30 protein-coding genes and 1 pseudogene are annotated in these 26,416 nt (G+C 40.7%); 17 read left to right on the top strand and 14 right to left on the bottom strand.

Going from position 1 to position 26,416, the window contains the following annotated elements; translation table 11 throughout:
• Positions 1-6: 6 nt before the first annotated feature.
• Complete coding sequence (gene glnA, locus HM131_RS12940) at positions 7-1,317, bottom strand: type I glutamate--ammonia ligase (RefSeq protein WP_085030158.1); 1,311 nt, start codon at positions 1,315-1,317, stop codon at positions 7-9.
• 224 nt (positions 1,318-1,541) lie between these two features.
• Here glnA and HM131_RS12935 point away from each other — a divergent pair, with 224 nt between their 5' ends.
• Entirely contained in the window at positions 1,542-1,937 is a 396-nt protein-coding gene (locus HM131_RS12935) for a hypothetical protein (RefSeq protein WP_085030157.1), read from the top strand.
• Between the two features lie 107 nt (positions 1,938-2,044).
• Entirely contained in the window at positions 2,045-2,971 is a 927-nt protein-coding gene (locus HM131_RS12930; RefSeq protein ID WP_085030156.1) for a manganese-dependent inorganic pyrophosphatase, read from the top strand.
• Positions 2,972-3,026: 55 nt separating this feature from the next.
• On the opposite strand, the gene HM131_RS12925 is transcribed toward HM131_RS12930, so the two are convergent.
• Positions 3,027-3,611 (bottom strand): GNAT family N-acetyltransferase, encoded by a 585-nt coding sequence (locus HM131_RS12925; protein WP_085030155.1) that lies wholly within the window; start codon positions 3,609-3,611, stop codon positions 3,027-3,029.
• Between the two features lie 112 nt (positions 3,612-3,723).
• On the opposite strand from HM131_RS12925, the gene corA reads away from it, so the two are divergent.
• Positions 3,724-4,671 (top strand): magnesium/cobalt transporter CorA, encoded by a 948-nt coding sequence (corA, locus tag HM131_RS12920; protein ID WP_085030154.1) that lies wholly within the window; start codon positions 3,724-3,726, stop codon positions 4,669-4,671.
• A 439-nt stretch (positions 4,672-5,110) separates the two neighbouring features.
• Here the strand turns inward: corA and HM131_RS12915 are convergent, their stop codons facing one another.
• From HM131_RS12915 to HM131_RS12905, 3 genes are all read right to left on the bottom strand, one after another.
• A complete protein-coding gene (locus tag HM131_RS12915; RefSeq protein WP_085030153.1) occupies positions 5,111-5,671 on the bottom strand; it encodes an FAD-dependent oxidoreductase in 561 nt (186 codons plus the stop codon).
• Between the two features lie 158 nt (positions 5,672-5,829).
• A complete protein-coding gene (locus HM131_RS12910) occupies positions 5,830-6,168 on the bottom strand; it encodes a hypothetical protein (RefSeq protein WP_085030152.1) in 339 nt (112 codons plus the stop codon).
• A 64-nt stretch (positions 6,169-6,232) separates the two neighbouring features.
• Complete coding sequence (locus tag HM131_RS12905) at positions 6,233-6,982, bottom strand: SDR family NAD(P)-dependent oxidoreductase (RefSeq protein WP_085030151.1); 750 nt, start codon at positions 6,980-6,982, stop codon at positions 6,233-6,235.
• Between the two features lie 128 nt (positions 6,983-7,110).
• Here HM131_RS12905 and HM131_RS12900 point away from each other — a divergent pair, with 128 nt between their 5' ends.
• From HM131_RS12900 to HM131_RS12880, 7 genes are all read left to right on the top strand, one after another.
• A complete protein-coding gene (locus HM131_RS12900) occupies positions 7,111-7,638 on the top strand; it encodes an HD domain-containing protein (RefSeq protein ID WP_085030150.1) in 528 nt (175 codons plus the stop codon).
• Positions 7,639-7,995: 357 nt separating this feature from the next.
• Complete coding sequence (locus tag HM131_RS20690) at positions 7,996-8,133, top strand: hypothetical protein (protein WP_157130818.1); 138 nt, start codon at positions 7,996-7,998, stop codon at positions 8,131-8,133.
• A 103-nt stretch (positions 8,134-8,236) separates the two neighbouring features.
• Positions 8,237-8,374, top strand: a complete 138-nt coding sequence (locus HM131_RS21100; RefSeq protein ID WP_232324780.1) for a hypothetical protein — start codon at positions 8,237-8,239, stop codon at positions 8,372-8,374.
• Positions 8,375-8,593: 219 nt separating this feature from the next.
• On the top strand, positions 8,594-9,856 hold the full coding sequence (locus tag HM131_RS12895) for a molybdopterin molybdotransferase MoeA (protein ID WP_085030149.1): 1,263 nt from the start codon (positions 8,594-8,596) through the stop codon (positions 9,854-9,856).
• A gap of 26 nt (positions 9,857-9,882) precedes the next feature.
• Positions 9,883-10,896, top strand: coding sequence for a GTP 3',8-cyclase MoaA (gene moaA / locus HM131_RS12890; protein WP_085030148.1), 1,014 nt, complete (start codon positions 9,883-9,885; stop codon positions 10,894-10,896).
• A 116-nt stretch (positions 10,897-11,012) separates the two neighbouring features.
• Positions 11,013-11,441, top strand: coding sequence for a YwpF-like family protein (locus tag HM131_RS12885; RefSeq protein ID WP_085031984.1), 429 nt, complete (start codon positions 11,013-11,015; stop codon positions 11,439-11,441).
• Between the two features lie 142 nt (positions 11,442-11,583).
• Positions 11,584-12,942 carry a TrkH family potassium uptake protein gene (locus tag HM131_RS12880; protein ID WP_085030147.1) on the top strand — a complete coding sequence of 453 codons (1,359 nt, stop codon included), beginning with the start codon at positions 11,584-11,586 and terminating at the stop codon, positions 12,940-12,942.
• Between the two features lie 116 nt (positions 12,943-13,058).
• Here HM131_RS12880 and HM131_RS21095 read toward each other — a convergent pair.
• Together HM131_RS21095 and HM131_RS12870 are read right to left on the bottom strand one after the other, a co-directional pair.
• Positions 13,059-13,139 (bottom strand): annotated as a pseudogene (locus HM131_RS21095) (YjcZ family sporulation protein); the annotation flags it as partial.
• Between the two features lie 137 nt (positions 13,140-13,276).
• Positions 13,277-13,483, bottom strand: coding sequence for a hypothetical protein (locus HM131_RS12870; protein WP_198162624.1), 207 nt, complete (start codon positions 13,481-13,483; stop codon positions 13,277-13,279).
• Positions 13,484-13,739: 256 nt separating this feature from the next.
• On the opposite strand from HM131_RS12870, the gene HM131_RS12865 reads away from it, so the two are divergent.
• Genes HM131_RS12865 through HM131_RS12855 form a run of 3 tightly spaced genes read left to right on the top strand, consistent with a single transcriptional unit; the run spans position 13,740 to position 17,541 of the window.
• Positions 13,740-15,224, top strand: coding sequence for a phytoene desaturase family protein (locus HM131_RS12865; protein ID WP_085031982.1), 1,485 nt, complete (start codon positions 13,740-13,742; stop codon positions 15,222-15,224).
• Positions 15,221-16,702, top strand: coding sequence for a phytoene desaturase family protein (locus HM131_RS12860; protein ID WP_085030144.1), 1,482 nt, complete (start codon positions 15,221-15,223; stop codon positions 16,700-16,702). The genes HM131_RS12865 and HM131_RS12860 overlap by 4 nt, the downstream gene beginning before the upstream one ends.
• Before the next feature lie 2 nt (positions 16,703-16,704).
• Positions 16,705-17,541, top strand: a complete 837-nt coding sequence (locus tag HM131_RS12855) for a phytoene/squalene synthase family protein (RefSeq protein WP_085030143.1) — start codon at positions 16,705-16,707, stop codon at positions 17,539-17,541.
• A gap of 232 nt (positions 17,542-17,773) precedes the next feature.
• Here the strand turns inward: HM131_RS12855 and HM131_RS12850 are convergent, their stop codons facing one another.
• From HM131_RS12850 to HM131_RS12830, 5 genes are all read right to left on the bottom strand, one after another.
• Positions 17,774-19,243: a phytoene desaturase family protein gene (locus HM131_RS12850; RefSeq protein WP_085030142.1), complete on the bottom strand. Its 1,470-nt coding sequence runs from the start codon at positions 19,241-19,243 to the stop codon at positions 17,774-17,776.
• Positions 19,240-20,346 carry a glycosyltransferase family 2 protein gene (locus tag HM131_RS12845; RefSeq protein WP_085030141.1) on the bottom strand — a complete coding sequence of 369 codons (1,107 nt, stop codon included), beginning with the start codon at positions 20,344-20,346 and terminating at the stop codon, positions 19,240-19,242. The genes HM131_RS12850 and HM131_RS12845 overlap by 4 nt, the downstream gene beginning before the upstream one ends.
• Positions 20,347-20,364: 18 nt before the next feature.
• Positions 20,365-21,024, bottom strand: coding sequence for a lysophospholipid acyltransferase family protein (locus tag HM131_RS12840; protein ID WP_085030140.1), 660 nt, complete (start codon positions 21,022-21,024; stop codon positions 20,365-20,367).
• Entirely contained in the window at positions 21,011-21,778 is a 768-nt protein-coding gene (locus tag HM131_RS12835; RefSeq protein WP_085030139.1) for a carotenoid biosynthesis protein, read from the bottom strand. The genes HM131_RS12840 and HM131_RS12835 overlap by 14 nt, the downstream gene beginning before the upstream one ends.
• A 95-nt stretch (positions 21,779-21,873) precedes the next feature.
• The gene (locus HM131_RS12830; RefSeq protein WP_085030138.1) at positions 21,874-22,374 is read right to left on the bottom strand and encodes a DoxX family protein; all 501 of its coding nucleotides are present in this window, start codon (positions 22,372-22,374) and stop codon (positions 21,874-21,876) included.
• A gap of 511 nt (positions 22,375-22,885) precedes the next feature.
• Here HM131_RS12830 and HM131_RS12825 point away from each other — a divergent pair.
• The 3 genes from HM131_RS12825 to HM131_RS12815 all read left to right on the top strand — a co-directional run bounded on the left by HM131_RS12825 (position 22,886) and on the right by HM131_RS12815 (position 23,561).
• Complete coding sequence (locus HM131_RS12825; RefSeq protein ID WP_085030137.1) at positions 22,886-23,110, top strand: DUF1659 domain-containing protein; 225 nt, start codon at positions 22,886-22,888, stop codon at positions 23,108-23,110.
• A 32-nt stretch (positions 23,111-23,142) separates the two neighbouring features.
• Positions 23,143-23,355: a DUF2922 domain-containing protein gene (locus HM131_RS12820; RefSeq protein WP_085030136.1), complete on the top strand. Its 213-nt coding sequence runs from the start codon at positions 23,143-23,145 to the stop codon at positions 23,353-23,355.
• 62 nt (positions 23,356-23,417) lie between these two features.
• The gene (locus tag HM131_RS12815) at positions 23,418-23,561 is read left to right on the top strand and encodes a YvrJ family protein (RefSeq protein ID WP_085030135.1); all 144 of its coding nucleotides are present in this window, start codon (positions 23,418-23,420) and stop codon (positions 23,559-23,561) included.
• 84 nt (positions 23,562-23,645) lie between these two features.
• Here HM131_RS12815 and lepB read toward each other — a convergent pair whose 3' ends face one another.
• Positions 23,646-24,167: a signal peptidase I gene (gene lepB, locus HM131_RS12810; protein WP_085030134.1), complete on the bottom strand. Its 522-nt coding sequence runs from the start codon at positions 24,165-24,167 to the stop codon at positions 23,646-23,648.
• Between the two features lie 280 nt (positions 24,168-24,447).
• Between lepB and HM131_RS12805 the strand changes: the two genes are divergently transcribed.
• A complete protein-coding gene (locus tag HM131_RS12805; RefSeq protein ID WP_085030133.1) occupies positions 24,448-24,609 on the top strand; it encodes an aspartyl-phosphate phosphatase Spo0E family protein in 162 nt (53 codons plus the stop codon).
• Positions 24,610-25,150: 541 nt separating this feature from the next.
• Here the strand turns inward: HM131_RS12805 and HM131_RS12800 are convergent.
• Positions 25,151-26,311 (bottom strand): aminotransferase A, encoded by a 1,161-nt coding sequence (locus HM131_RS12800; RefSeq protein ID WP_085030132.1) that lies wholly within the window; start codon positions 26,309-26,311, stop codon positions 25,151-25,153.
• Positions 26,312-26,416: the final 105 nt, after the last annotated feature.

Here is a 26,416-nt window from a genome sequence, read left to right as displayed (position 1 = left end):
TGCTTCTTATTTATTCATATAACGGTGGATTTCCCAAGAACTGACACGTAGGGAATACTCTGTCCATTCTTGCTGTTTATCGTCTACATAAGCTTGAGACGTATGATCTCCTAAAGCATTCATAAGCAATTCGTCTTTCTTAAGTGCTTGAATCGCTTCTTTAAGGTTTGTAGGAAGAGTAGGTACGCTATCGTCCGTGACTTCATATAAGTTACGGCTTTCAGCTTCCCCTGCATCAAGTTCGTTACGAATTCCATCAAGACCTGCATGAATCAACACCGCAAGAGTCAAGTATGGGTTTGCGGTAGGATCCGGGTTACGGACTTCAAAGCGCGTTCCCTTTCCACGTGTATTAGGTACACGAATCATACAGCTGCGGTTAGAGTGAGACCATGCAACACTAACAGGTGCTTCATAACCTGGGACAAGACGCTTATATGAGTTTACGTTCGGGTTTGTAATGGCAGTAATTCCATCTGCGTGGTGAAGGATACCCGCAATGAATTGTTTCATAGTCTTGGATACGCCATCTTTAGCGTCTTCATCGTAGAATGCGCTGTCTCCATCTTTGAATAGGGAAAGGTGGCAGTGCATTCCAGACCCGTTTTCACCTGAGAATGGTTTTGGCATGAACGTAGCGTGATAAGAATGGTTCGTAGCGATATCCTTAACAACACTCTTAAATGTTTGAATATTATCAGCCGTTTTCAGCATGTTATCAAAGCGGAAGTTGATTTCATGCTGTCCCATGGCAACTTCGTGGTGGGAAGCTTCCATTTCAAAGCCAAATTTCTTCAATGTACGAACGATGTCACGACGTACTTTGTCTCCTTTGTCAATCGGGGAGGCATCAAAATATCCGCCACGGTCGTTCATTTCACGAATTGGATAGCCGTTTTCATCAAGCTTGAATAGGAAGAATTCAGGCTCTGGACCAACATTCACAGTATAGCCCATTTCCTCTGCTTCCTTCATCGCACGCTTAAGGATATATCGAGGATCACCTTCGAATGGTGTACCATCTGTCTTATAAATGTCACAAATAAAACGAGCACTGCGGTCTTCATCTACCAGGGAAGGCAGGATTAAGAATGTGTCTAAATCTGGGACAAGATACATATCACTTTCTTGGATTTCTGAGAAGCCAGAAATGGAGGAACTATCAAACATTGCTTCGTCATTTAGGATCATGTCTAATTCTTCAGCAGGTAATTCTACATTTTTAGTGTCACCTAACATATCTGTGAATTCTAGTAAAATAAATTCTACGCGATTTTCCTTTACTTCCTGTTTAATTGCTTCTTTAGTGTAAGTCATACATTACCCTCTCTTTTAATGTTTTGTGAGTTTATTTATCCATAAATGGCTGGATATGTACCTCAAAATTCCTTATGTAAGGAATTCTAACACAATGTGTAGAGAAATCTCAAATGTGTTTTTAAATTTTTTGAAAATGATAGATTACTATCGTCGAACTGTCAAACTTTAAATCAATGAATCTCAAGGGTGAAATAGCCGTATATATGTTTTGAGGTGATGGAATGAAAAAATATATTTTTCTTACTTTAGGACAGGTGATGCTGATTTTTTTCTATGCCTACTCAGCCTCAATCATCGATCGAAACTTGCAAGAGCTAGCTAAACAAACGTTTCAAGTCTATCCCTATATCCTTTTTAACCAATTCGCCTATATTCCCATTGGATTCATTCTAGGTTTTGGGTATTGGAAAGCCCAGAGAAAGCGGGAAGGTTCATGGAAAATGGACAAAATTCGCTTAGCCATCATAGGTCTCCCTGTGCTTTATTTCTTGCTAGTACCCTATATTGTTAAAGTTGAACCCCTTTTTCCGCTTTTAATGATGACAAATTCTTCTTTATCTGGAGTCTTACAGGTTGTGTTGGGTTTTATTTTAATTACAAGTTTCCATAAGAGGTAGGTGTTTCTTAGAAGCGGGAATGGACGAACAAAGGGATATGCATTATAATCGTGTCTGTAAACCATATAGAAGATACATAATTTCTTATAGAAGAAAGGGGTAGAACAATGAGTAAGACATTAATTTTTGGTCACAAAAGCCCAGATACGGACACGATTTGCTCAGCGCTCGTTTATTCAGATCTGAAAAATACTCTAGGCATGGATACAGAGCCTGTACGTTTAGGAGAGGTGAACGCTGAAACCCAATACGCTTTGGATCAGTTTAATGTGGAAGCTCCTCGCTTAGTTGAGCGTGTTTCAGACGAAGTGGAACAAGTGATCCTTGTCGACCACAACGAACGCCAGCAAAGTGTTGATGATATTGAGGATGTTCAAGTAACAGAAGTCATCGATCACCACCGAATTGCAAACTTTGAAACGAAAGGCCCTCTTTACTATCGTGCGGAGCCTGTAGGATGTACAGCAACAATTTTAAATAAGATTTATAAAGAAAAAGGACAGGAAGTTTCTAAACCGATGGCAGGTTTGATGCTTTCTGCGATCATTTCAGACTCTTTATTATTCAAATCTCCAACTTGTACGGATGAAGACGTTGAAGCGGCTAAAGAGCTGGCAGAGATTGCTGGAGTCGATGCTGAGGAATACGGCCTGCAAATGTTAAAAGCGGGTGCGGATATTAGTGATAAGACAGCTGAAGAACTAATTACTGGTGATGCGAAAGAGTTCACTATGGGAAGTAAAACGGTTGAAATTGCACAAGTCAACACAGTTGATACGGATGACGTACTAACTCGTAAAGCAGAACTAGAAGCAGCTATGGAAAAGACCGTTTCAGATAAAGGTCTTGACCTCTTCTTGCTAGTGGTAACGGATATCCTTACAAACAATTCTACTGTTGTTGCTGTCGGCGAACAAGCAGCAGCTGTATCTCAAGCGTTTGATGTAGCACTTGATGGGAACCAGGCGGTACTAGAAGGTGTCGTTTCTCGTAAGAAGCAAATTGTTCCACCATTAAACCAACATTTCGCCTAAATAGTAAAAAGCGGTCTCCCACAGTGGGAGACCGCTTTTTTTGAAGGAAAAATAATTATGTGTGGTGCAGTTTATTCCATTCCTCTCTCAAAATTCCATATCGTATAGAATCGTAATATTCACCCTCGTAAATGCGGCACTTTCTCATTCTTCCTTCTAGTTTCATGCCCAGTTTTTGACCGACTTTCATCATTCGTTCATTTTTTGACCACGTTGTTAATCCAACTCTGGCGATAGGAAGATTTCGAAATAAGTGGTCGACCCATAAAGTTAAAGCTTGCGTACCATATCCTCCATTCCAATAGGCAGGATCATAGATGCCAATTCCGACTTCAAGCCAGAGGGAAGGTTTATGCTCCCAATAGTAAGTGACAGTCCCGATGATACGCTCATCTACCTCAATCAACAGTCTGGAATCGGGTTCGTCATCGGCGAGACGCTCTTTCCGGGCATGTTCATGACTTCTGTAGCTGTCCAGGGTGTGAGGCTCAAGGGGATAATAGGGAGCATCCCATTTCTTCCATTCGGGTTCCCCGCTTCCATAGATTAGATTATATAAGACAGGGATATCTTCTTCTTCAATGGAGCGGAGCTTTAAGGTTTCATTTTGTAAAACGGTAGGGTTGCTGAATTTAGTCATAGAACCTTCTCCTTCACCTGTTCTTGTATATTTATGGTATCATAATCTTTGTGTTTTTTTCTTAATTGAAGAGGGTATAACGTGAAGAAGGTTACATAAAAAGGATGATGGTATGATACATGTCACGGCTTATTCAAAAACAGAAGGCTTGAGAGAAGGGCTTTCTCTTGATCAGCTGACAGCAATGGACTGGGATTGGTATTGGGTGGATTTTGAGTCACCAGCCGATGATGAAGTAAAGCTGCTGGATACGTATTTCAACTTTCACCCGCTGGCCATTGAAGATTGTCTGCATAATCTTCAGCGTCCGAAACTTGATTATTATGACGACCATACATTTTTCGTTATACATGCTGTCAACCAAGCTGAGCTTCTACGAGAAGAAATTGATATTTTTATGGGGAAATGCTCGATTGTTACGTTCCATAAACATCCAGCACCTGCCTTGGAGACAGCGAGGAGGATTTTGAAGAAGAGTTCGATGGATGAGGTAGACGAATTTTTTATCTTTTATCAAATTCTGGACAAAGTTGTCGATCATTATTTTCCGATCATGTACAAAATCGAAGATCACATCAACGAAATTGAAGATAATACACGAAACTTATCCATGGAAATGCTGTTAGATGAGCTTTTTGACAGAAGAAGTGAACTGCTTACATTAAGGCAAACGGTTCATCCTATGAGAGATTTGCTCTATAGGATTTTGAATACTCATCATTTGGACGGTGTACGAGAACGCAAAGAATATTTCGCGGATATTCACGATCATTTAATCAAAGTAGCAGATATGATAGCTTCGAACAGGGAAATGACTCAGGATATTCGTGACAGCTATTTATCTCTGAACTCGCACCAAACCAATCGAACAATGCAAATCCTGACCGTTATTTCTGTCATTTTTATGCCGCTTACGTTTATCGTCGGTATTTATGGTATGAATTTTCAGAACATGCCGGAATTGAAAACGGATTATGGTTATTTTGTCGTTTGGGTAGTTATGATTGCCATTGCTTTTGGAATGTACCGTTGGTTCAAGAACAAAGGTTGGTTTGATTGATAAAGTAAAAAAGGAAATCCCACCTCCTACGTCAGGAGGTGGGATTTTTTTCGGTCTAAGGACCGAGCAAGAATCACCCGGTCGACTGTTATAGAAAAGACGATCGACGTCTATAATTTAAGTAAGATCAGAAAAGGGTGGTGAAAGCGAATATGTGGAACGAATATGAAGTAAGTCTTGATGTTGAACAAAGACGTCCTCGCTAAAAAATATCCTAATTATTGGAGGTGAATGTAGGGTGTTAAACGAATTTGAACTTATGAAACTGGTGCAAGAGCGGCGTACGAAATGAATGAAGAGAGGAGGGAAGTCGTTTCATTGAAGCCTTTGGCCTTACCGTCTTATAAACAGTATGATTAAAGAAAGCTATCCAGAGGAAAAGTGAGGATAGCTTTCTTTCTTTAGTTCATTAAGGTATAGGATCTAACTTTAGTTGTCTTTACTTCATAATGTCGTGATCGACATACCGTTTTCCATTTAATTCACTAATTACGTTTACAGCAACTTTGGCCCCATCACCAGAAGTGATAATCGTGTGAACACTGACTCCGGCTACGGTTCCTGCTGCCCATACTTTCGGGAAGGAAGTATGACCATACTCATCTACCTTGATGATTTTGGCTACACGAGGCTCAATTCCATCGATAACCTCAAGTCCGAACTCTTCTGCTAGTTTAACCGACATTCCTGTTGCAAAAATCACGTGTTCGACTTCATAGGTGCCTTGTTGGGTTTCAATGGAGTACATAGCTCCGTTTTCCTTGATCGACTTGACTTCAGTCTTGATTAGCTCTGCGCCGAACTTTTCTGCTTGCTTTTGTCCAGTTTCGAGGAGCTTTGGACCTTCGATCGGCTCAACCCCATAGTGATTTTCAACCCATGCTTTTGCTGTAATACTTTTTCCACTATCAAACATTACGGTCTTTTTTCCAGCTTTAGCGGCAAAGAGACCTGCGCTGGCTCCTGCTGGACCTGCACCTATAATCGCTATGTCATACATTTGGAATCTCTCCTTTTTTCAATTCTTTTACTAATAGTATAGCTTTAATGTAGAAAAAACAGAAACCCACTCCTCATGAAAAAGTAAGTGGGTTTCATTCTAGTTCGTTCGATACCTGATCTAAGTATTCTTGGTGTGGGTCGTCCTTTAAAGGTGTATTATACTAAGATAGAAGTACTGCTGTTCACCATAGATCCAGAATATTTTCTCCGGCAAGTCGTAGAGATAATATTTTCTTCCCAGCAATTATGAATTTCCTCAAAAGCCGCACCAACGTTATCGCCATCAACAATCATCAGAATCGGTTCGCGAAGGTCTACAAATAAGAAAAAAGATAAGAGCTTAGGTAGGTGACCTCCATCAGCGATTAAGTGATCTTGGTGCAGGTAGATGTCACATCCATGTTTACTGATACATTTGTACATTTTCATAATTTGGTTTGTCTTTAAAGGTTGATGCAAGAGAATTTCATATGAATTTAATTCTGCCACTGCCATCACCTCCGATGTTATTTGTTGGTATATCCCTTCCCTGACAAAACTTATATTAAACCTTCTGTGCTTAATGCTCGTAGATCATCTTTCTAGTCATGCCTCCATCAACGACTATATTTTCTCCTGTGACAAAGTCATTTTCCATATCTGTTAAGTACATACAGGCTTTTGCAATATCCTCCACTTTTCCAACCCTGTTTGATAGATGTTGAGTATGATCCATGTTACGAAGCTGGTCGTAATTATTCGTTTGTATCCATCCAGGGCTGATTGAATTTACTCGAATTCCGTACTGGGATAAGGAAGCCGCCATCGCATGAGTCAAGGCGACAAGTCCTCCTTTAGTTGCTGCATACCCTTCAGAGTCGGGCTCTGACATGAAAGCTCTTGTGGAAGCCATGTTAACGATTCTCCCTTGGATGTTATTCTCTTTCCAGCGAATACTCGCATGTTTTGAAAAAAGGAATGCGCTCCTTAGGTTTGTATTGATGACATTTTCCCAATCCTCAACTTCAAGTTCAAACATAGAAGTAAATGTGCTGACCCCCGCATTGTTAATCAAAATGGTTAGGGTACCAATTTGCTCATCTATTTTTTGAAATACATTTACTATATTTTCAGGGGATCGAACATCGCACGGGAAGAAAAAGGCCTCTTTCCCATTCTTTCTGATTTCTCCAACCAACTGACGTCCACGTTCTTCGTCTATATCGCACATAATCACTGTTGCCCCTTGCTCTGCATAGGATAATGCTAGCCCGCGTCCAATTCCATTACTTGCACCTGTGATAAGTACTGTTTCTTTTTCAAAGTTCATAGTCTCAATCCTCCTCCCTTCGTTTTACCTTACCTATTCATATCATAAACCTGCCTGATTGGTGGCTTGTTATTACTTGTGATGTCCATAGGAAGATGGTATCATCTATAAAAATTGGAGGTGATCGGATGAAACGAGTTACACTTGTCGATGTATTTAAGCACAGAATCACACAGAAATATTTACAACGATCAGGCATTCATCACGCGGTCACCGTCAGCGGATATGCGTTTGACATGGCGTTAAAGGCAGGAGTGGATCCTGATCTTGCAACGAAGTCTGCTCTGTTGCATGACATGGGCCACTATGAATGGTATCGGGATGGAAAATGGGATTATGAAGAGTACAGAAAACACGATATCCATGCTATTAAAGGAGCGGAACGTGCGCATAAACTTTTGATTCGTCTTGGAGAGGATCGCTTAGTAGCAAAAGAAGTTTCCTTAGCCGTATTGCTGCATACAGATAGTTATCTGCCATTTGATTTAGATGATAAACGGACCAAATTACAGGACGTGGTGGCAAAAGCAGATGAAAAGGACGAACAGCCATTAGGAATGCATCATTACAAAAACATGGATAAAAGTGAAGCCATTCAGCGGCTCAATAAGCTGGATCTTAAAATCGAGGAATTTTATGACGGTCAGGCAGGCTGAAGATTTGTATGACTTTTTTGAAAATTGGGCTTTACTTTAAGATAAGGTTCTTATATAATTTCCAGTGAAAGAAAAATTTCTCAGAAAGCGAGGTCGAAACCAATGATGAACACTTTAACATGGATTCAAGCTGTACAACTAAATCGACCTGCGCTATTAATGAGACCCTAAATAATTAAAAATTAGGTTCATAACAGCCGCAGGTGATGCATATTGTATTCCTGTGGCTTTTTTGTGCCTTCATATCGGAGCGCCTTTGAAGCAGAGCCACAGGACACCTGTGGCTTTTTCTTATGGGATCAAAGGGTATTTTTACTCTTTTGATATAAAATTACTATTACTAGGAGGTGGTAAGATATGACGATTCATTTCTTTATTTTCACTGTTCGTGTGAACCGGCGTAAAAAACAAAATTACTCACCGCTCCCCGGTTACCGACCGAGTGCCCAAGATCAATGGCTTGACCGTAAAGCAATAACCAAAAATATCATCTAAGAAAGGGAGTGTAACCGATGGCTGAACTATTGAGGATTGAATTTATGAATTGGTTAAATGTGGAGAAGGATTCCGCTTAGTGACAACCACATAGGAGGAAGAAATGATGAGAATTAACTTTTTAATTTTTGCGATTTCCATTGAAAAAATGGACCCAGAAGCTAGAGATCGTTCAGCTGAACGCGCCCGTTTGATTAGTAATCGCATTAATGAAGTAAAAATGAAACATAAGCAATTGTAATAAGAACTCCCCGCTTAAGAAGCGGGGAGTTTTTGATTTATGAAGCTCGGCGTACGCACACAGAATGCAGCCGTTTCCCTGGCTCTTTTTTTCATTTATATAAACGAAACCTGCTTAGAGATAAGATAGATATGTATGGAAATCAAAACCTTTGAAAAAATGAGACGACTTCGTTATGGTCAATGAAAGAACAAAAAGTGAATTGAAGGACTGAATAAGATGAATTTACATAGAAAACCGATTCCTGTACAAGAGGCTGTTGAGCGTGTGATGGAGCATAGAAAAACAGGAAAGATTGATAAAGTGGATATAAGTGAAAGTGACCAGAGGATTTTAGCGGAGGATATTTTGGCGACCCATCCGATACCTCCATTCGACAAGTCACCTTATGATGGCTTTGCACTGAGATCCGAAGACACAATCAACTTATCGAAAGAAAACGCTGGAGAATTTGTAGTGACTGAAACCGTAGGTGCCGGTCATCTGGCAAGTCAGCCTCTTAAGAAAGGGGAAGCTGTTCGTATAATGACTGGTGCAGAGATTCCAGATGGTGCTGACTGTGTAGCCATGTTTGAAATCTGCCAGACCTTCGAAATGAATGGACAATCATGGATGGCTCTAAAGAGGCCATTAGAAAAAGGTCAAAACATCATACCAAAGGGATCGGAAACAAGTCAGGAGCAATGTTTAGTCAAAGCAGGGACCAAAGTCAATCCTGGGGTGATGGCATTACTGGCCACATTTGGTTATTCTGAAGTCTCTGTTTATAGAAAACCAAAGATTGGGATTTTTGCTACAGGAACAGAACTGCTTGAAGTGAGCGAACCGTTGATTCCCGGAAAAATCCGGAACTCGAATGCTTACATGATTGTCTCTCAAATTGAGCGGGCAGGAGGAGAGGCGTATTATTATGGCAAGCTTGTAGATGATTTTGATACGTGCTTTGAGGCCGTTCATAACGCTTTGGCTGAAGTGGATGTGTTAATTACTACGGGGGGGGTGTCAGTAGGAGATTTTGACCTCATGCCGGCCATTTATGAGAAATTAGAAGCAAATGTTCTTTTTAACAAAGTAGCGATGAGACCTGGAAGCGTCACAACTGTAGCTGTCGCAGACGGAAAACTGCTGTTCGGACTGTCCGGCAACCCTTCCGCCTGTTACGTAGGATTTGAGCTATTTACATATCCAGTCATTCAGAGTTATTTAGGAAGGGAGGAGGTCTATCATCGTCGCATCCAGGCTACTTTAGGCAATGACTTTAAAAAGCCTAATCCATTTACCCGTTTCGTCAGAGGATTTATCGACTACGAAGAAGGGAAAGTAGTAGTAAAACCTGCTGGAATTGATAAATCCGCTATTGTGACCTCGCTTGCTCTTACAGATGCTTTTATCATGCTGCCTGCAGGGACAAGAGGGTTTGAAAAAGGAGCAACAGTCGAAGCTCTATTGCTGGATCGACCTAATGGACAGGAGCACTTCTAATCATCTTAGAGAAAAGGAGTCGGGGTATGAATAAATATGTCTTGGATCAATACGACCGTCCTATGAAGGACTTGAGGATATCAGTAATCGATCAATGTAATTTTCGATGTACATACTGTATGCCAGCTGAGATATTCGGAGAAGATTACCGTTTTATGCATCAAGACGAACTGCTAAGCTTTGATGAAATCATCCGTCTGGTCGAAGTTTTTGCTCAATTTGGCGTAGAAAAAATCCGGATAACCGGTGGAGAACCGTTAATGAGAAAGAATTTGGATGAGTTGATCTATCGATTGAACCAAATCGAAGGGATTAAGGATATTGCCGTTACGACGAACGCTGTCTTTTTAGTTAAACAGGCGAAAAAGTTGAAAGCTGCTGGTTTACAACGGGTAAACATCAGTTTGGATGCCATAGAAGATGAAGTTTTTAAAATCACGAATGGACGAGGGGTAAAAACAAAACCTGTATTAAAAGGAATTGAAGCTGCAAGGGAAGCAGGTCTTGAAATCAAGATCAACATGGTTGTGAAACAAGGCATGAATGAGAGTCAGATTCTGCCAATGGCACGCTACTTCAAAAATACAGGAGACACGTTACGTTTTATTGAATTTATGGATGTTGGTAACCATAATGGTTGGAATATGAGTGAAGTAGTTTCAAAGAAGAAAATTATTGATGATATCCATGAGGAGATGCCTTTAATTCCACTTGATGCAAATTACTACGGTGAGGTAGCTTCAAGGTATAGGTATGAGGATAGCGATGCAGAAATCGGAGTTATTTCTTCCGTAACCGATGCCTTTTGCAGCAGCTGTACAAGAATACGGCTGTCAGCGGATGGTCAGTTATTTACCTGCTTGTTTGCTTCAAAAGGATACGATATTCGTGAAATGATAAGAAGCGGCAAAACCGATCAGGAAATTACTTCCCGCTTGATTAAGATTTGGACTGGAAGAGACGATCAATATTCAGTTGAACGGGCTCAAAAGAAACCCCAGAGGGATAAGAAAATTGAAATGTCCTATATAGGAGGATGAACAAAAGCCGATTTCCGCTCGAAATCGGCTTTTTCAAGGCGAACGTCCCTTTGCTCAGAGTGGTTCCGTACCCTATAATATTAGTAAGACAATTCGCTCTTGGAGGTAGGTTACCTATGAAAACCTTTAAATTAATTTCTTTGGATATTGTAGAGGAAAAAAATGATGACATCACACAAAGGCGGATCAAACTACAAGATGGATTAATTATCAATCGAGAAGACGACCATGGCCGATGGGTGATTGAAGCTTTTGTAGATGAATATTACGATGAGTTCTTTCAAATGATGTACGATAATAATGAAGAAATTATGGTTCAGGTTAAAATTACTACACAAAGCAACCGCCCTGCTACCTTTCTCGTCAAGCCTATTGATTTCAATAGGATAGGCAATCGGATCAATATCATATTCATGGGAACAATTGTTGATCGTCAGCAAGAATACATTGAAAAAACATTAAAACAACTGCTTGACGAAGGATATCAAGGTGATGAGCTTCTAGAAGAATTCAAGCGACGAGGGGCAGAGTCCAACTCCAGATGATGTTCGACACGCTTCGCCAACGTTTCGCAAAAAGGGTGAAAGAATTTTAAATGGATAAAGAAATTAGAGAATCATCCTGCTATAATAAGAAATGGCGTTCGAACACATAAACTAGAAAAAGCAGCATTAAAGGAGATATTCTATGTGGGTGAGAAGAAAAAGCCTGCGTTGGCTCAATGAATTATCGCCATTTCAATTAATCGCAGTATACTACCTTTTTGCGGTTACCATATCATCCATACTTATTGCATTGCCGGTGGCTCATAAACCAGGTGTAGATATGGATTTCATCGATGTATTATTTACAGCAGTCAGTGCCGTGAGTGTTACGGGTCTGACTACGGTCCCAACTGCAGATACCTTCAGTACAGCTGGCGTGTTTATTCTTGCTTTAGTGCTTCAATTTGGCGGTATCGGCGTAATGACGCTGGGCACTTTAGTTTGGCTTGTTCTCGGCAAAAAAATAGGGTTGAAAGAACGCCGTTTAATCATGACGGACCAGAATCAAACACGTTACCAGGGTATGGTTCGGATGGTGCAGGAGATTGTACTCGTTGTATTACTGATAGAATTTGTTGGATTCCTTACGCTCGGAACTTATTTTTTACAATATTACGATCCGGGTGAAGCCTACTTGCAGGGCTTTTTCGGTACAATTAGCGCCATGACAAATGGTGGCTTTGATATAACAGGTCAATCCCTCATTCCGTTTAAGGATGATTATTTTGTACAATTCATTAATATGATTTTAATTATTGCAGGAGCCATTGGTTTTCCTGTCCTAATTGAAGTAAAACAATACTTATTTAACAATAATCAGCTGCAAACGATTCAATTTTCATTGTTCGCTAAATTAACAACGATTACGTTCTTTGCTTTAGTAGTATTAGGCACAATCGTCATCGTTTTGCTTGAATTCAACAATTTCTTTGCAGATAAGGACTGGCATGAAATTTTCTTTTATGCTTTGTTCCAATCGATTACAACACGAAGTGGTGGTCTATCTACGATGGATATTAACCAATTCACGGAACAGACCCAGCTGTTTATGTCGTCTTTGATGTTTATCGGTGCATCTCCTAGTAGTGTTGGAGGAGGTATTCGTACAACTACCTTTGCATTGGTGGTCATTTTTATCCTTACATTTGCTCGTGGAGGAAATCATATCAGGATTTTTCGCAGGGAAATCCATAATGAAGATCTTAACAAAGCCGTTGTCGTGACGTTGATGGCTTTATTCCTATGTTTTTTGGCCGTCATTGCTTTGTCGATCAGTGAACCCTTCACTTTGAATGAAATCATCTTTGAAGTTACCTCTGCCTTTGGAACAGTCGGACTATCTTTAGGCATCACTTCAGGTTTAACCACCTTTGGCAAAACCGTATTGATGTTATTGATGTTTTTAGGGCGGATAGGAATCTTAACGTTCTTATTTACCTTCCATAACGATAAGAAAAAAGGGAAATACCATTATCCAAAAGAAAGAATTATCATTGGTTAGTTCAAATAGAATAAACGACAAAAAGTACACAGCTCCCGACGGCTGTGTACTTTTTTTGAGTGTAATTTGTTTATCTCTTTAAGGATCAAGACAGACTGAGGGTAATCCTCATGTCCCTAGCAATAAAATGCTGCTCCCACAATGATCAATAGGATGAACAATACGACGATCAAGGCGAAGTTGTTAGGGTAACCTCCGCGATAACCACCGACTCTTCTACAACGACGTCCTCCATAATAAGGATAGCCTCCGTACATAAGCTCACCTCCTGTTGTGTACATTTCAGCCTATGCACAGAAGCAGGGATGTGTATGGTTAGATACCTAGTCGGTGGTCAATTCATGAAGGTTGTAGGAGCAAGCTTAATGATCCTGCTTCTTTGGTTTATCCCGCTGTTTACTTTTTCATTGTGTGGGTGTGGACACCTCTCAATTTCTTCACACCAATGATTAAGCTGTTCATTTATCATTTGTTCATGATCAGGAGCTGAAGCAGCATGAGAAGGAAAGTAAGGTCCTGAAATTCTTTGATTGGCATACATGAACATAGCCTCCTTAGCTCCTATTGTTTCCGATCACATCATTTTTATGATAAGGATATAAATGAAAAAATGCCTGCTGCTTGGATCATATTTTTAAGAATGGTTATAAAAAATAACAAAAGGGTAAAGGAATGGGACATAAGAACGTGGAATTTAATCCTAAAACACATTGGAAGAGAGTTTTTATTCGGTCTTTACATACTGTTTGTGTATAATTATTGTATAACTATTGTACAAGAGGAAGAAGGTGAAGCTCATGAAAACCATCGCAGTCGTTGGAGCAGGACCCGGCGGTTTGGCTTCCGCTATGATGCTGGCGTCTCAAGGGTATAATGTTCATGTATTTGAAAAACAAAATTATGTCGGAGGTAGAAACGGGCATTATTCTCTGGGTGATTATACCTTTGACATAGGACCCACATTCTTGAGCATGCCTCATATTGTTGAAGAAATTTTTCAAGCATCAAGCAGAAACGTCCACGATTACTTAGATTTAATCGAATTATCACCAATGTATGAACTTCAATTTGATGGAAAACGAGTTCCCATGTATCGAAATAGAGAGAAAATGCTCGAAGTGCTAAGTGAACATTTCCCCGGAAATGAGGCGGGTTACCAGCGTTTCATGAAGGATACAAGGGAAAAAATGCAAGCGCTTCTTCCTTTGCTGCAGACCCGTCATTATAGATTAAGGGATTATGTAAGTAAACGCTCTTTAAAAGCGCTTCCTAAGCTGTCGCTTGGTAAGTCTGTGTATGACGTTTTGTCACAGTATTTTAACGATGAAAAACTGAAAATCGCCTTTACATTTCAAGCAAAATATCTTGGTATGTCGCCATGGGAATGTCCAGGAGCCTTTTCTATCCTGTCTTATATGGAGCATGAATATGGCGTGTTTCACCCTAGAGGTGGAGTCAACCAGTTGTCCAAAGCAATGGCAGAAGTCACTAAAGAGCATGGAGGAAGTATACATCTTGGAAACGGGGTTCAAAAATTCAAGTTAGACGGAAAAAAAGTCGTCGGATTGGAACTAGACTCTGGAGATGACTTTTACGCGGATGAAGTCATTGTGAATGCTGATTTTGCCAATGCGATGCAGCATATGCTTGAGGATAACGTTCTGAAAAAATACTCCAAGCGAAATTTGGAGAAAAAGAAATATTCTTGCTCTACGTTTATGATTTACGTCGGTTTAGATAAGCTTTATGATATGCCGCATCATACAATTCTTTTTGCAGACGATTACAGAAAAAATGTCAACGAAATGACAAAGGATTTAGTGCTTTCAGAGGAGCCATCCATTTACATTCATAATGCCAGTGTAACCGATGGTACGCTTGCGCCCGAGGGTCACTCTGCAGTTTATATTTTAGCACCTGTGCCTAACAATTATTCAGACATTGATTGGGATGAAAAACAAGAAACCTTCAAACAACTGATCTATGATGAATTGGAGAAGAAGACCGGGTTCTCAGACATCCGAAGCCACATCATGGCAGAGAAAGTATTGACACCCAAACAGTGGGAAACGGATCACTTTGTTCATAAAGGAGCAACATTCAGCTTAGGGCATCAGCTTTCTCAAATGATGTACTTTAGACCTCATAACCGCTTTCAAGAACTAGAGCATTGCTGGCTGGTTGGGGGCGGGACTCATCCAGGAAGCGGTCTCCCGACGATCCTTGAGTCAGCAAGAATTACAACAAGGTGGATTAAAGAAGAGGAGGTACAAACCTTATGAACCAGAGACAAACAGCCATCGTTGGAGGTGGAATAGGTGGGTTGGTAACTGCTCTTCTTCTCTCTAAAAATAACGACCGCCACATTTCCATTTTTGAAAAGAATGATTATCTTGGAGGCCGTTTGACCTATGAGAGACATGGAGATTACAAAGTTGACCAAGGACCAACAATTGTGCTCCTTCCTGAAATGCTCTTAAGTATCCTTGAGGAAGGAGGAATTGACAGGAAGAGCATTCCACTTATTCCTTGTGATCCCCTGTATAAAATTCACTTTAAAGACGGAGAGCCTTTCTGTAAGTACACCGATCCTGAGCGGCAAAAGGATGAATTAAGAAGACGCTTTCCTGGAAATGAAGCGGGGTTTGATCGTTTCTTATCAGATATGAAAGTCCGTTTCTTGCAAGGCAAAGCTCAGTTCCTTGAGCAATCCTTTGTGGATAAGCGAAGATTTTTCTCGAGGAAAAACTTGCACACGCTGATGAGATTGAAAGCGTACCAGAATGTCAAAAGAATGATGAGGAGCTATTTTAAAGATGAAGCCCTTGTAGAAGCTTATACTCTACAAACTCTTTACATTGGCGGTCATCCTCAGCAGTCGCCGGCGATGTATTCCCTCGTTTCTTATAGTGAGCATGACCATGGAATTTGGTATATGAGAGGAGGGTATGCTCACCTGGTGGAAATCATCGTAGATGTCCTGAAATCTAGAGGAGTGTCCATTTTTACAAACGCTGAAGTTGAAAATATACGCTTGGAAGGTAGTCATGCAAGTGCAGTAAACGTTGATGGAGTAAGTCAACCAATGGATGAGGTAATTCTGAACGGGGATTTTCCTACAATGGACCATCTTCTGCCGGTAGATAAGCGGCTAAATAGAAATTACACCCCTTCATCAGGCTGTTTGCTCATTTATATGGGGCTGGATAGAAATTATCCGAACTCGACTATTCATCAATTTTTTATGTCATCCAATTTTGATCAACACATGAAACAAGTTTTTGATTTAAAGCAACTGCCCGATGATCCATCCTTTTACACATTTCATCCATCATTACTTGATGATTCTCTTGCGCCTAAAGGAAAAGGAGTGCTCTATACTCTTGTTCCCGTTCCGGTTGGAAAAGAGGTGGATTGGAGCGGCAAAGAGAAACTAATCAATTATGTCATTGATCAAATGGAGGAAAGAGGATTTAAGGATCTTCGCAGAAAGATCAACTGGATGAAAGTAAGGACGCCAGAAGATGCCAAAGCAGATGGGTTATTTGAAGGTGGAAGCTTTGGAATTGCTCCGACTCTCTTTCAATCAGGAGTTTTTCGCCCACAGCTGCAGCCCTATCCAATAGACAATGTATATGCGGTAGGTGCATCTATTCACCCTGGGGGAGGAGTTCCAATCGTTATGCAAGGATCAAAGCTTCTGGCAAATCATTTGCAATATCATTCAGCTGAAAGGCATAATTACAAGCGAGGTGTTTAGTGATGACGGACTTAAATCAAGCATACGAATATTGCCGCAAGATTATAGAACAACATTCCAAAACCTTCTCTAAAGCTTTCGCCATGTTACCTAAACAACAGAAAAAAGCCGTTTGGGCTATTTACGCTTTTTGCCGCAGAGCAGATGATATTGTCGATGAAGGGGAGAACCCCAGGGAAGAACTGGAGGTATTTGCAAAGGAGTTTGGCCAGTTTATGGAAGGAAAGCTTTCAAGCACTCACCCTGCTTGGATTGCGCTTGAAGATGTGTTTACACATTTCTCAATGGATCCAAGACCCTTCTATGATATGATTCAGGGTCAGCGAATGGATTTATACCCAGAGCCGGTCGTTACAAAAGAGGACCTTTTGAATTATAGTTACCACGTTGCAAGTACGGTTGGGCTGATGCTGCTGCCTGTTATAGCCCCGGGGAAAGTGGCAGCTCTACGAAATGGTGCGATCGAACTCGGCTATGCCATGCAGATCACAAATATCCTTCGAGATGTTGGGGAAGATCTTGAGCGGGACAGAGTTTATCTTCCTTCCGATCTGATGGAGAAATATGAGTACACAAACAATGAGCTTCATAATAAAAAAGTCACTCCTGCCTTTATACAGCTATGGGAAGAGCTGGCGGAAGATGCGGAAGCTTATTACGCCAGTTCTCTGAAAACTATTCCTTATTACCCTCTCTATTCACGAGCTCCCGTCGGTGGAGCAGCCAAAATGTACCGAGCTATTCTGCATTCTGTTCGTAAGAATGACTATCAGGTATTTAATCAAAGAAATTTTGTCTCAGATCAAAAAAAGAAGCAGATTATTGCCGAGATGCAATAATCTGCTTTTTTTGTCTTGATAGTAGTGGGAGGCTACAGCCAGCTCCAGCGCCTAGCCCCTCAAAGTCATCAGCTACGTGATCTTGTTGTTAAAAACCCATACACTATGCAGCCATGCTAAGCTTGCCGAGTGCCATCAGGACCAGGGTCAATTCAACAGCTGAACAGGACGTGACGAACTTAGTGACCATTCATTTGATGACTCACTCAGCCGCTGGTGTTTCTATTCATACCTATTCAATATGAATGATTCTTCCTAAGATTTCATTCGCTACATTTTGTCCGCTTAAAACAACCATGGGAGAACCTCCGCCTGGATGTGTACTGCCTCCACAGAAATAGAGGCCATTTAAGTCCTGCGATTTATTAAACGGTCGCATGAAGGCTTGCATACGATTGTTAGCAGAAGGACCATATAATGACCCTTTGTATGCACCGAACTTGTTTTCGATATCTTTAGGTCCTATCATGTATTCAAAACGAAGGTGTTGCCTAAGCGGTATCCCTGCATCAGCTAATTGATTATATATCAACTCTTTATAACCTTCCGCTTCAATGGTTTGATTATCTGCAGGGGGCGCATTGACTAGAATAAAGCAATTGTCACCTTCGGGAGAAAGTCCGGGATCTGTTTTGGAAGAGGTTCCAATATAAATGGTCGGTTCCTCAGCGTAGAGGCCTGCTTTCAATTCTTTGAATTCCTTTTGATAATCCTTCGAGAATATTACATGATGATGATGGAGGTGATTCAACTTTTTATCCAAACCTGCCATTATAACGAAAGCGGAAATGGACGGGTCGAAGGAATCAATCTTCTGATTGGATAAGTGGGTACGTGGTTCCCCTGCTAATAATTCAGGCACAGCTTTCAAAAGATCTCCATTCACGATGACATGATCCGCTTCTTCAATCTCTCCGTTCTCCAACTCCACGCCTGTCGCTTTTTTTCCTCTAGTTATGATCCTAGTTACTCTGGCATTCGTATGTAAAGCTGCTCCTTGGTTTTCAGCTGCTTTTACGAAAGCCTCGGCAATCTTTGTATTGCCCCCTCTGACGTAATAGACACCATCATTTAATTCCAGATGAGCAATCATCGCAAAGGTGGCAGGCGTCTTATATGGACTAGAGCCCACATACGTTGAATACCGGTTGAGGGCTTGTAGGATATGAGGGTTTGAAAAATACTTCTTAAAAAAACGATCCATGGATTGGAGAGGTCTCACTTGAGTCATACTTCTTGCAAGAGAAGGAGATAGATAGTCCTTCCATCCAGAAAAGGTTCGGTGCAAAAAGAATCTTTCAGATAGGTGAAATAGCCGTTCAATCTCCAGCAAAAAGGAATCATACTTTTTATAGGCCACAGGGTCAAGGCGGGAAAGCTGCTCTTTCATGACATCCCTACCCGTAGAAAAATCAACCAGGGTGCCATCTTTAAACTGATTTCGTGTGTGAGTATCAAGTTTAACAAAAGGAAGCTCTTGAGCCGGATCAAGCCCTCCGGTTCTCACCACTTCCTTGAATACTTCTGGCATCGTAATGGTGTTTGGACCAAAATCGAAGTGATACCCGTCTGCTTCCACTGGCATCATCTTCCCTCCGAAGTGGTCATTTTTTTCGAAAAGTTTTACATCTACTCCATGTTTAGCGAGAGTAACAGCCGTGGACAAACCACCAAGCCCACCGCCTATTATAATAGCTTTCATTCATAAGACCTCCCTTTCCACTTGTAAGTACGGCCTCTAAGATGTACAAGCATCGAAGAGATCATGATAGAAATGAGTAAAAGGATTGAAACGGGAATCAAAAGAGCAAGCCATAGCGGATGTCCTGTTCTTGCATCCACAAAAATCTTGAATGAAACAGTGAGTAAGTAAGGAAGTATATATAGCCAACTTCCTTCTATGAGAGCTACAAAAACGAAGCCCACTGGAAGGAGAAAGACAAAAGAATAAAATAAGGACAACCCAATGACCATAGGGACTGAACGACCTAACCCTGTGTAAATATTTTTGGTAAAACCTTCCCACGTTTCCTTTGCAGAATCGTACATATAGGAAAGAACTGCAGGAGTGATGTTAGCGAGTATCATCTTGTATCCATGTCGTTTCACTTCCCTTGCTATATGAACATCCTCTACTAATGAGTCTTTTACGGACTCGTGGCCACCAATGGATTCATATACTTCCCGCTCAATCATTATAAAGATACCGCATGCAGCAGTGAAGAGCGGACGTTTCGTAAAGTTGGCCACAGCAAGTGGAAGGTGGAGCTGCACAACCATATGTTGCAATGGAACAAGCATATGGCTCAGAAAATGATTAGTAGGATAATGAGGAAAACCGCTTAACATACTGGCGTTATGCTGTTCCATTGTGGCAAGGGTCTGTTCGATTACGGAGGGAGCCACTCTCGCGTCTGCATCTAAGAATAAATAGTATGTACCGTTCGCCAATTGAGAAAGTTGATGACAAGCATGGACTTTTCCGTTCCAGCCCTTCGGTAATTCTTTTCCCTTATAAATGGTGAAACGAGGGTCCATCTTCGTTTCTGTTATTAGAAGGGAGTAAGTCTCATCTGTCGAGTGATCATCCAAAAGAATAACTTCTACAGTTGGATACGTCAGATTCTTCAATGACTTGATCAACCCTTCTACATGTTCTTCTTCATTTCTTAATGGTACAAGAAGGGAAACCTTTGGGGAAGCTGATGATTGCTTCGGTGATACCAAAGGCAGTAGGAAAAAGCTGTTGATGATCGTCCAAAGGTTCAGCAGGACTGTGCCAATCAAAAGGATAGTAAATAACATAGAATTCCTCGCTTTCTTTCAAATCTTTTCGAAAGAACGATGGTCCTCTTGAATGATCCGTTCACGGAAACTGTCCAATTGGGCCGTTGCTGCAGACTCAAACACTTGAGTCATTTCTTTCCGTTCCCGATCAAGATAAGATTTTTTGTTTAGTACAGGACCAATATTGATATATGCATTCGGTTTTCTCGTATGCTCGTGAGAATAATACAGGGAAATCGGCACAACATTAGCTTCCGGACATTTTTTCACGATATATGAAATGCCTGAAAGGAAGTGGAGCGGTCGTTTTTCCAAGTGCTGCTCGCTTCCCTGGGGAAACATCCAGACTGTTTTATTCTCACGTAAAAGCTTCGCACTGTACTGAAGGGAGTTCATTAAATGTCTGCGATGATCAGGGTTCACTGAAAATGCACCGATTTTTATAAAAAACGGAAATCGTTTAATCCCGTCCTCATGCATCATGCCATAGCCATCGGACTGGATAACGCGATCATTTAGATGATAGATCATTAGTGGGTCCCACCAGCTGGAGTGGTTTATAAGAAACAAGGTTTTTTGAGAAGGGGGAGAGACTGTGTTCATCAACCAAATATTTTCAAAGTGAGCCTTGAGAAAGATCCGATTGAAGCGTTTGAACCCCCACTCTATAAATGAACTTTTATTAGCTTCCAACATACACTTTTCTCCTCCAAAAATACATTCCATACCAAAAGGCTGTGAGGAAGATTACGAGAATGGCTGCACCAGCTATTCCCCCTGTAAAGGCAATTAGGCAGAACATAAAGATTATGAGTCCAAACATAAGACTCATGCGATTTGGCCAGATTGTCTCTCTTGTTTTTGCTGGTGGAGACCATAGAATAAAGAACAAGTGAAAGAGGGCCGAAAGCAAAAACCAACCGATAAAATTAGAAAGTGGAATGTCATAGTAAAAACCCGATCCCTGCCATATCCAATACTGTTTAACTTTAAATGAAACGGGATCAAGAATAAGGTCCATCGTAACAGCAATCAAAGCACCTACCAGAATAAAAGCAATCGGCCTTGCAATTTTCCCAATATCCTGTGTAATAACTTTCGCTAATTCATGTGAGCACCCCATAATCAAAAGCCAAGCGAATCCTATCGTTAAGGGTGTGTCAAAAATTTTTATGCCGAAATTCGTGTTATAACTATAAGATCCAAATAAGAAACTATAGGCAACACCGAGATGTTCTACATAGATACTTACGATAATGATTATCAAACTGTATGTAAGTCCACCAGCGGTGCCATATTGTTTACAGAAATAGATACTTGCTACAATTCCAGCTGTTATCAAGAAAACACTGTTCGCCCATTCCAGCCAAGGTGGAAGTAGGTTGAAGGCAAGCAGGATGACACCGCATATGTACCAGAATATAAAGAATCGATAGATGAGAGAGCTCATAAGTACCTCCTTTGTTTCTCCCTTCATGATACCTCAAACCGTTTGCGAATAAACAAAAAAAGACCTGAGGATCAAAGATCCTCAGGATGATTAGGTTATTGATGAGCCAAACGTCTATTTTTAATGACAACCACTTGTTTTTGTAAAAGTGGAAGAACCCAGCGATCCAATCCGTATTTACCTGCATTCAACCCTGCGATAAGAACGAAAATGGTCAAAAGTACCATTTGCGGGTTTGTGCTTGTCGTACCGCTGAACAAAAAGGCAAAGTTCATGATGATTCCACCTAGTGCAGCTGCGTTGGTGAATAATCCAACGATAAGTCCGAGTCCAACAAGTACTTCTCCCCACATGACTACAAAGGTGAATAATTCGTGGTTTGGAAGGGCCACAGTCTCTAAAAATACTGCCCACCAGTTTTGTACAGCTGGATGCGCACCTTCAGCTTTACCTATCGCTCCATTCAGAAAACCGTTCGTTTCAAATCCACCTGTTACTTTACCAATACCAGCCATGAGCCATGTGTAACCTAAGTAAACGCGTAAAATAGTTAAAATAATTGCTGCGGTTCGGTTATTTCTGAGCCATTGAATCATCGTAAACACTCCTTGTTTATTTGTTCAGCATTTCACATGATAGGTGATGTGCTGTCCTTTACTACAGTTATAGTTTACTTTACTATCCAACTTGTTTCTACGGTTTGTTCAACACTTCACAAAGTTGCCATAACAATATGTCATTCTTGTGAAAAAGTTGTTTGGTAAGTAAAGGACGGGGGAATTTTAAGATGTATAATGTACAAGCTATCATGTATAATAGATAAAGCGGAATTTCGATTTTTTTGATAAAATAGAATTGATCGAGGAGGTGAAGGTATGGCTGAGGTCATTATGTTTGTAGTTTGCGTTATTGTTTCGTTGGGATTGATCGGAATGTGTATCTTCGACCACGGTTAAACCGTACTTAATTAAAGAAACCAGATATCATAATTTCATACGCTTGATTTAAAGATCGAACCGGATGCAGGATAGGGCATCCGGTTCGGTCTTTTTTTGACACCTCTTTTATGCTGGCTTCGATTATAACTATGAAGGGGGGTGTTCAAACATGGCAATCAGTTCTGAAAAAGTAAGCACACAGCTTCAAATGGTTTTTGAAAATGGAGTGGATGGGGAAGGAAATCCAACCTTCCGAACCAAATCGTTTAACAATGTTAAACCAGCTTCAACACCAGAACAACTTCACACAGTAGCTACTACTCTTTCCCAGCTGCAGCAGCACATTCTCTACACAGTAGAACGTAACGATAGTTTTGTTATCGCAGATCTTTAAGTTATTGAAAAAATAGAAAAGGAGGGGCCCACTTGAAAAAATTAGAGCTGAAGTTTTTGAATGAAGAAGGACGTACGGTTACTATCTCGTTAGATGAACCAATTGAGCCTGCTGATCCAGTAGCGATCAATGCAGCGATGGATGCGATTCTTGCTGAGAATTGCTTTTACTCCAGCGGAGGAGATCTTGTTGAGAAAAAAGAAGCAAGAATAGTAGAACGTAATGTCTTTGATGTAGAACTTTAATCTAACCTGAAAAGCCGCTATCCATTCGTATAGCGGCTTTTCACTTAAGCGAGGTGGATGAATTGGAGACATGGCTGCCACTCATTACAGATGTCGGTTTCCCAATGGCGGTGACATTCTATTTACTGCACCGCATGGAAGGAAAGCTTGACTTGTTGATTGATACACTGCACCAGTTGTCGGAAAAAATCACTGCAACAAAATAATAAAACGCTCTACGTGATTATAGAGTATCCACGTAGAGCGTTTATAATTTGATTAGCTTCCATAGGCGCCATGAGATAGAACGGTTATTTAGTCAATCCCCATTCTTGAAGAGGATAGATGACTAACTCTGTCCGGCCGATAATTTCTTCTTCTTTAACGAAGCCAAGCCCATTACGGCTATCCTTACTAATGGAACGGTTGTCGCCCATCACGAAATATTTCCCATCAGGTACCTCAACAGGACCAAAGTCTCTCGTTGCATCGATGGCTTCATCATTAAGATAACCTTGCGTCTGTTCTTCACCATTAATGAATAGGGTATGATTTCTAATTTCTATCGAATCCCCAGGCTGGCCGATGATTCGTTTAACATAACTTTTTACGGGTCTCTCAATGATGACGATATCTCCGCGTTCAGGTTCATCTACATAATAGATAATCTTATTGAACATGACTCGTTCACCGTTCTCAAGTGTCGGATCCATACTGGCTCCCTCAACAATAGAAGTCGCAAAGAAAAAGGTCCTTAAAATAAACGCCAATGTAATGGCTACAGCAATGGCTTTTATCCACTCGAGCCATTCATTTTTAGCTTGTTCTGACACTTTTGATCTTCCTTTCTTAATGAACATGACTTTAGAATGATGTCCATTTCACTCTTTATTTTATCACAAGTCAGGTAAAAGAAAAGACAGAGAGTTGTCATTTAATACACTCTTTACACAACGGAATGATTGTCGAATAATTAGAAGTTTTATCAATCTTATTTACAAAGTAATTGATAATTGAGATAATTTTTCTCGTGCTAAACCATTAGGCGAACAAACATTCTTTTTTAGTGCATTACGATTAAATCAAATAGAAAAGAGCAAGGGGGAACCTCAGGTGCAAGTGACCACAAATCATCCTCTACTTGTCAAAATCGAGCAGCTTCGTGAACAGATGAGCGAGGCAGCGCTCGAGAACGGTTTTTCCAGTGAAAAAACCGTTAAATTAAGTCAAGAATTAGATGAATTGCTGATTCTAATTCAAAGTCATGACGTATGAAAGACCATGGAGCTTTAAGTTCCATGGTCTTTTTTCTTTAACGAAAGCTAAGTTAACTCATATTCAAATTTTTTCTCAATATAGCCTACGTTGTTTCCGTTACCTTGTATTCTGGATAGGTGTTCGGGGTAATGGCTCGCTTTCCGCGGGGATGACGGCAAGCCTCCTTGTTCGCTATGCTCTCTGTGGGGTCTTGCCAACCATTTCATTCCTGCAGGAGTCTCCCCATTTCCCCTCTTACCTTGCTATTTTTTGGCGGAACGGAAACGTATGCAAAAGTAGAAACCGTCATTTTAATTCTGGTGATTCACTTTAAATGTATCCAGTCAGAACAGGAGTCTAGTGTATTTCAAGATGCATTCATTATAGAAATTCAACTAGCCTCACTTTAAATACTGAAACTAGGTGGGTTTGGGAGGCTAATGACAGCTGGGCGATGCAGCAAGTTATTTTCCAGACACCCCTACTCTTATAAGAATAAGAACCCAGGTTAACTCGGAATCGAGTCTTCAAGAATCCTCCTATTTAGTTGCACAAATGCTTATACAGAGTTTTTGTTGAGAAAGTTTTCGAGGCGGTATAGTCCTTCTTCGAGTGTTTCTAAACTATAGGCATAGGAAAGTCTCAAGTAACCTTCTCCATATTGTGAAAACGCATCACCTGGCACAAGAGCTAGACCCGCTTCCTTGACTAGTTGAAGGGCAAGAGCGAATGTTGTTTTCCCTTCAATCTGTAGTTTAGGGAATATATAAAAAGCGCCGTCTGGTGAAGTGTACTCTATTCCCATTTGAGTTAACCGGTCTTCAACATATTTTTTCCTTTCCATATAGGCAGTTTTCATTCTAGAAGGGTCTTCTTTCCCATTGGTCAGCGCTTCAAGTGCAGCATATTGGCTGATGGAGCTCGCACAGGAGACGTTATACTGGTGAACCTTCAACATATGTTTGGACAGCCAAGCTGGAGCAAGAATATACCCAATTCGCCAGCCGGTCATAGCGTGAGACTTAGAAACACCGTTAATGATGATCACTTGATCCCGAATGGTAGAAAATGTACCAATTGAAACGTGTGATTTTTCATAAACAAGCTCACTGTAAATTTCATCAGCGATCACGAACAACTGATGCTGCTTAATCACACTAGCGATGTCATTAAGTTCAGATTCTGTTAAGGAAACACCGGTCGGGTTGGATGGATAAGGAAGAATAACCGCTTTTGTTTTTGGTGTTATTTTTTCTTCAATCAATTCAGAAGTCATCTTGAATTGGTTACCACGAGTATCCACGTGAACAGGTGTTGCCCCAGCAAGTCGAATTAACGGTTCATAACCAGGGTAAACGGGACCAGGGAGGATGACTTCATCTCCAGGTGCAAGCAGGGTTCGAAGAGAAACATCAATAGCTTGAGAAGCACCGACAGTTACGATGATTTCAGTTTCGGCATGATAAGACATATGATAAGCTTCTTGAACGTGATTTTGAATTGCTTTTCGCAGAGGAAGAACTCCAGCATTATGTGTATAACTAGTGTGGTTATTCTGGATAGCATGAATCGCCGCTTTCTTGATATGATCAGGGGTATAGAAATCAGGCTGACCGATTGTTAAAGACACAACATCTTCATATTGCCCGACCATATTAAAAAACTGACGGATTCCTGAAATTTGAATGTCTTTAACATTTTGATTGATCAATTGTTCCATAGATGCACCTCTTTATATAGATTTAACAAAATGTTCAAACAATTGAAACATATTCAATGTCGAAATCTGTTATGATTTGATTGTACTAATCTGAAAGGAGTTTGG

Source organism: Halobacillus mangrovi (assembly GCF_002097535.1).
In the GTDB taxonomy this organism is placed as follows: Bacteria; Bacillota; Bacilli; order Bacillales; family Halobacillaceae; genus Halobacillus; species Halobacillus mangrovi_A.
The sequence above is the reverse complement of the archived record's forward strand: the minus strand, read 5'-3'. Positions and strand labels throughout refer to the sequence as shown.

What these genes read in the sequence shown, in the direction of transcription:
- glnA (WP_085030158.1), bottom strand. Translation starts at nt 1,317, where the DNA reads ATGACTTACACTAAAGAAGCAATTAAACAGGAAGTAAAGGAAAATCGC.
- HM131_RS12935 (WP_085030157.1), top strand. Translation starts at nt 1,542, where the DNA reads ATGAAAAAATATATTTTTCTTACTTTAGGACAGGTGATGCTGATTTTT.
- HM131_RS12930 (WP_085030156.1), top strand. Translation starts at nt 2,045, where the DNA reads ATGAGTAAGACATTAATTTTTGGTCACAAAAGCCCAGATACGGACACG.
- HM131_RS12925 (WP_085030155.1), bottom strand. Translation starts at nt 3,611, where the DNA reads ATGACTAAATTCAGCAACCCTACCGTTTTACAAAATGAAACCTTAAAG.
- corA (WP_085030154.1), top strand. Translation starts at nt 3,724, where the DNA reads ATGATACATGTCACGGCTTATTCAAAAACAGAAGGCTTGAGAGAAGGG.
- HM131_RS12915 (WP_085030153.1), bottom strand. Translation starts at nt 5,671, where the DNA reads ATGTATGACATAGCGATTATAGGTGCAGGTCCAGCAGGAGCCAGCGCA.
- HM131_RS12910 (WP_085030152.1), bottom strand. Translation starts at nt 6,168, where the DNA reads ATGGCAGTGGCAGAATTAAATTCATATGAAATTCTCTTGCATCAACCT.
- HM131_RS12905 (WP_085030151.1), bottom strand. Translation starts at nt 6,982, where the DNA reads ATGAACTTTGAAAAAGAAACAGTACTTATCACAGGTGCAAGTAATGGA.
- HM131_RS12900 (WP_085030150.1), top strand. Translation starts at nt 7,111, where the DNA reads ATGAAACGAGTTACACTTGTCGATGTATTTAAGCACAGAATCACACAG.
- HM131_RS20690 (WP_157130818.1), top strand. Translation starts at nt 7,996, where the DNA reads ATGACGATTCATTTCTTTATTTTCACTGTTCGTGTGAACCGGCGTAAA.
- HM131_RS21100 (WP_232324780.1), top strand. Translation starts at nt 8,237, where the DNA reads ATGATGAGAATTAACTTTTTAATTTTTGCGATTTCCATTGAAAAAATG.
- HM131_RS12895 (WP_085030149.1), top strand. Translation starts at nt 8,594, where the DNA reads ATGAATTTACATAGAAAACCGATTCCTGTACAAGAGGCTGTTGAGCGT.
- moaA (WP_085030148.1), top strand. Translation starts at nt 9,883, where the DNA reads ATGAATAAATATGTCTTGGATCAATACGACCGTCCTATGAAGGACTTG.
- HM131_RS12885 (WP_085031984.1), top strand. Translation starts at nt 11,013, where the DNA reads ATGAAAACCTTTAAATTAATTTCTTTGGATATTGTAGAGGAAAAAAAT.
- HM131_RS12880 (WP_085030147.1), top strand. Translation starts at nt 11,584, where the DNA reads ATGTGGGTGAGAAGAAAAAGCCTGCGTTGGCTCAATGAATTATCGCCA.
- HM131_RS12870 (WP_198162624.1), bottom strand. Translation starts at nt 13,483, where the DNA reads ATGTATGCCAATCAAAGAATTTCAGGACCTTACTTTCCTTCTCATGCT.
- HM131_RS12865 (WP_085031982.1), top strand. Translation starts at nt 13,740, where the DNA reads ATGAAAACCATCGCAGTCGTTGGAGCAGGACCCGGCGGTTTGGCTTCC.
- HM131_RS12860 (WP_085030144.1), top strand. Translation starts at nt 15,221, where the DNA reads ATGAACCAGAGACAAACAGCCATCGTTGGAGGTGGAATAGGTGGGTTG.
- HM131_RS12855 (WP_085030143.1), top strand. Translation starts at nt 16,705, where the DNA reads ATGACGGACTTAAATCAAGCATACGAATATTGCCGCAAGATTATAGAA.
- HM131_RS12850 (WP_085030142.1), bottom strand. Translation starts at nt 19,243, where the DNA reads ATGAAAGCTATTATAATAGGCGGTGGGCTTGGTGGTTTGTCCACGGCT.
- HM131_RS12845 (WP_085030141.1), bottom strand. Translation starts at nt 20,346, where the DNA reads ATGTTATTTACTATCCTTTTGATTGGCACAGTCCTGCTGAACCTTTGG.
- HM131_RS12840 (WP_085030140.1), bottom strand. Translation starts at nt 21,024, where the DNA reads ATGTTGGAAGCTAATAAAAGTTCATTTATAGAGTGGGGGTTCAAACGC.
- HM131_RS12835 (WP_085030139.1), bottom strand. Translation starts at nt 21,778, where the DNA reads ATGAGCTCTCTCATCTATCGATTCTTTATATTCTGGTACATATGCGGT.
- HM131_RS12830 (WP_085030138.1), bottom strand. Translation starts at nt 22,374, where the DNA reads ATGATTCAATGGCTCAGAAATAACCGAACCGCAGCAATTATTTTAACT.
- HM131_RS12825 (WP_085030137.1), top strand. Translation starts at nt 22,886, where the DNA reads ATGGCAATCAGTTCTGAAAAAGTAAGCACACAGCTTCAAATGGTTTTT.
- HM131_RS12800 (WP_085030132.1), bottom strand. Translation starts at nt 26,311, where the DNA reads ATGGAACAATTGATCAATCAAAATGTTAAAGACATTCAAATTTCAGGA.